Origin of the sequence: Bifidobacterium sp. UBA4282 (assembly GCF_002394995.1) — a bacterium.
In the GTDB taxonomy this organism is placed as follows: Bacteria; Actinomycetota; Actinomycetes; order Actinomycetales; family Bifidobacteriaceae; genus Bifidobacterium; species Bifidobacterium pullorum_B.
Genome location: NZ_DGVO01000033.1, coordinates 332 through 4374, shown reverse-complemented (window position 1 = coordinate 4374; position 4043 = coordinate 332). Strand labels below are relative to the sequence as shown.

Sequence of the window (4043 nt, the reverse complement as noted above, 5' to 3'; positions counted from 1 at the left end):
CGGGCTGCTGCGGTCCGCCCGCCGCGAGCACGAGCGGCTGCGTGGCGCGCAGGCCGAACGTTTCCGGCAGGTGCAGCATGCGAACGCGGCCAGGGACAACGGCGGCCGGCGCATCGACCCCAAGGATCACGATGCGCGCGGCGCCCTGCATCTGGCCAAGGCCACGAGTCTGGACTCCGGCGCGTCACGGGCCTACGTCCAGCTGAACGGACGCATCGCCGCCGCCGAACGCCGGGCGGAATCGCTGACCGTCGCCGCAAAACGCTATGACGGTGACATCTGGATGGATGCCGAACCCAGTCATCGTGCGGAACTGGTACGGATCGGCCCCGGCGTCGTGAGGTTTGGGGATGCGGCGATTGTAGACGATGACGAGACGTTGGCGGACGGCCGGACGCCGACGTGCGGACGCTGAGCATCGCCCAGAACACGACCGGCGACGACGCAAGATCTGCGATGACGCGGCTGGCGGGTCTGCCGGCTGAGCGGCGCGCCCGGGTGCTGTCGTCGGTCGCCCAGCTGAACGCCGACCCGGACAAGCTGCTGACGGGGGAGAGCCCTTCGCCGGGCGCGCTGATCGTCGTCTCGCATGAGCGGTGGTTCATCGAGCGGGTTATCTCATAGTGTGAGATGATTTACGGTTCGAGCTTCGCATAGGTGCGAATCGGATTGGGTACTCGCGCGAACAAAAGGCCCCGGCTCATCCAGCCGGGGCCCATCCCACGCTACAGGTCAGATGTGGAAGTAGAGTTCATACTCCAGCGGGGTCGGAACCAGGCGGGCCTGATCGATCTCGCCGCGCTTCAGGTCGATCCACGTCTCGATCAGATCATCGGTGAACACGTCACCGGCGGTCAGGAAGTCGTGATCCTCCTCCAGCGCGTCCATCGCCTCAGCGAGCGAGCTCGGCACCTGCTTGATGCCGGCATGCTCTTCCGGCGGCAGCTCGTACAGATCCTTGTCGATCGGAGCCGGCGGCTCGATGTGGTTGAGGATGCCGTCCAGACCGGCCATGAGCTGGGCCGAGAACGCCAGGAACGGGTTGCAGGACGGGTCCGGCGCACGGAACTCGATGCGCTTGGCGGCGGGGGAGGTGCCGGCCAGCGGGATGCGGATGGCGGCCGAACGGTTGCGGGCCGAGTACACCAGGTTGACCGGCGCCTCGAAGCCCGGGACCAGACGGTGGTACGAGTTCAGCGACGGGTTGGTGAATGCCAGCACCGACGACGAATGCTTGATCAGGCCGCCGATGTACCAGCGGGCGATGTCGGACAGACCGCCGTAGCCCTGCTCGTCGTAGAACAGCGGCTTGCCGTCCTTCCACAGCGACTGATGGCAGTGCATGCCGGTGCCGTTGTCGCCGGCTATCGGCTTGGGCATGAAGGTGGCGGCCTTGCCCGCCAGGAACGCGGTCTCATGGATGACGTACTTGAACTTCATCAGATCGTCGCCGGCGTGCTGCAGCGTGTTGAAGCGGTAGTTGATCTCCTGCTGGCCGGCACCCGCCACCTCGTGGTGCGAACGCTCAAGCACCAGCCCGACCTTCTGCAGGTTGGCGACCATGTCATCGCGCAGATCCTGGGTGTGGTCGCACGGCGGCACCGGGAAGTAGCCGCGCTTGACGCGATTCTTGAAGCCGATGTTCGGGGTGCCGTCCTCTTCCACGTCGTTGCCGGTGTTCCACGGGGCCTCCACGGAATCGACCTCGTAGAAGGAGCGCTGCATGGAGTTCTCGAAACGGACCTTGTCGAACAGGAAGAACTCGGCCTCCGGCGCGAAGCAGGCGGTGTCGGCGATGCCGGTGGCCTTCAGATAGGCCTCGGCCTTGGCGGCGACCTGACGCGGATCGCGCGAATACGGCTCGTCGGTCAGCGGGTCGACGATCGAGAACGCCACGTTCAGGGTCTTGTGCTTGCGGAACGGATCGATGTACGCGGTCTCGACGTCCGGCACGAGCTTCATATCGGACTCGTTGATGGCCTGGAAGCCTTCCACCGAGGAGCCGTCGAACGGCATGCCCTCGTCGAAGGCATCCTTGAGGAACTCGCTCGCGGGCACCGTGAAGTGCTGCTGGACGCCGATGAGATCGGTGAAACGGACGGAGACGTATTCCACGCCCTCCTGGTTGATCAGCGCCTCGGCATCGGCCTTGGTCTTGATTGCAGTCACTGGACCGCTCCTTTCACATGGGATGGTTACGAGTTCCAAGTGTAGAAGATATGGTTTCGCGTATGCGCCCATTGGGTTACGGGAATGTTTCGTGCCGGCGCGCAAGAGGGGTATGCCGAGGGCGGATAGCGGGCGATCCGATGCTAATTTGAGGTATATCAGGCCTGGAAAGGAGAGGAGGGACGGATGACCCAGGAACGCTACGACGTGACCGGCATGACCTGTGCGGCGTGCCAGGCGCATGTCCAGAAGGCGGTCAACGCGCTGCCGGGTGTCCGGCAGGTGTCGGTGAACCTGCTGACGAACAGCATGACCGTTGAGTACGACGAGTCGGATCTGAACAGCCACCAGATTGTGCAGGCGGTGGAGCAGGCCGGGTACGGTGCCGCCCTCCGGGTCCAGGAGGCTACGGGGAAGGCGACGTCGGGGCCGGCGGAGACGCCTGCGGACAGGGCGCGTCGGCAGTACCGTGCGATGCGACGCCGCGTGGTCTGGTCCTTCGTATTCGCGGTGCCCCTGTTCTACCTGGCGATGGGCCATATGATGGGCTGGCCGCTGCCGGAGATCATGCTCGGTGACAGCAACGCGATGATCTATGCCTTCACCCAGTTCCTCCTGCTGCTGCCGATCCTGGCGGTCAACGCGCAATACTTCAAGGGCGGGTTCACCAGTCTGTGGCATCGCGCGCCGAACATGGACGCGCTGATCGCCCTCGGCGCGGGCGCCTCGGTGGTCTATGGCGTCTACGCGCTGTACAAGATCGCGTTCGACCTGGGCCACGGCGATATGGCGATGGTCTCCCAGTTCTCCCATGACCTGTATTTCGAGGGTGCCGGCACGATCCTGGCGTTGATCACGCTCGGCAAGTTCTTCGAGGCTCGTGTCAAGGGGCGCACCTCCGACGCGATCAATGCGCTGTTGGATCTGCGCCCCAAGCGGGCCACCGTATTGCGTGACGGCGTGGAAAGCGAGATCCCCGCAGAACAGGTGCAGGTGGGCGACGTACTGGTCGTCCGCACCGGGGAATCGATTCCGACGGATGGCGTGGTGCTCTCCGGCACCGCCTCGGTGGATGAGTCGGCACTCACCGGCGAATCCGTGCCCGTCGACAAGCGGGCCGGAGACACGGTGGTCGGCGCCGCCACCAGCCGCAGCGGCTACATCACGATGCGTGCCACCAGGGTGGGCGACGAGACCGCGCTCGCCCAGATCATCCGTCTGGTCGACGAGGCCACGAGCTCCAAGGCACCCATCGCCAAACTGGCCGACAAGGTGGCCGGTGTGTTCGTGCCAATCGTCATCGCGATCGCTGTCGTCGCGGCCGCGGTCTGGCTGGCCGTCGGGCAGACGCCCGAGTTCGCGCTGACCATCGCCGTGTCCGTACTGGTGGTCTCCTGCCCGTGCGCGTTGGGCCTGGCCACCCCCACCGCCATCATGGTCGGCACCGGACGTGGCGCGGCGAACGGCATCCTGATCAAATCTGCGGAGGCACTGGAGATCGCGCACGGCGTGGACACGGTCGTGCTGGACAAAACCGGCACGATCACGCGGGGCGAGCCTCGCGTCACCGACATCGTTCATCGCTCCGACATCCCGGCGAACGATCTGCTGCGCGTCGCCGCCGCGTTGGAGCGTCCGTCCGAGCATCCGCTGGCCAAGGCCATCGTGGCCGAGGGGGAACGACGCGGCCTGACCGGCCCGAATGCCGATGGATTCGAGCAGGTCCCCGGCCAGGGTGTGCGCGGTGTCGTCGACGGCGGGGAATGCCTGGGCGGCAACGCGGCGATGATGGCGGCATCCGGCATCGATATGGCTCCGGTCGAACATGTCCGCGACCGGTTGACCGGCGAGGGGAAGACCCCGCTGTTCTTCGC

The 4043-nt window shown here is 65.6% G+C and carries 3 protein-coding genes and 1 pseudogene; 3 read left to right on the top strand and 1 reads right to left on the bottom strand.

What is annotated here, in order from left to right; all coding sequences use genetic code 11:
* Together B4C31_RS04835 and B4C31_RS04830 are read left to right on the top strand one after the other, a co-directional pair.
* Positions 1-415 (top strand): annotated as a pseudogene (locus B4C31_RS04835) (ABC transporter ATP-binding protein); the annotation flags it as partial.
* A complete protein-coding gene (locus tag B4C31_RS04830) occupies positions 403-624 on the top strand; it encodes a hypothetical protein (protein ID WP_291531561.1) in 222 nt (73 codons plus the stop codon). The pseudogene B4C31_RS04835 and the gene B4C31_RS04830, both read left to right, overlap by 13 nt.
* Positions 625-732: 108 nt before the next feature.
* On the opposite strand, the gene glnA is transcribed toward B4C31_RS04830, so the two are convergent.
* On the bottom strand, positions 733-2169 hold the full coding sequence (gene glnA, locus B4C31_RS04825; RefSeq protein ID WP_291531560.1) for a type I glutamate--ammonia ligase: 1437 nt from the start codon (positions 2167-2169) through the stop codon (positions 733-735).
* A 186-nt stretch (positions 2170-2355) separates the two neighbouring features.
* Here glnA and B4C31_RS04820 point away from each other — a divergent pair.
* Positions 2356-4043, top strand: a 1688-nt coding sequence (locus tag B4C31_RS04820; protein ID WP_291531559.1) for a heavy metal translocating P-type ATPase, incomplete at its 3' end; no start/stop codon positions are given.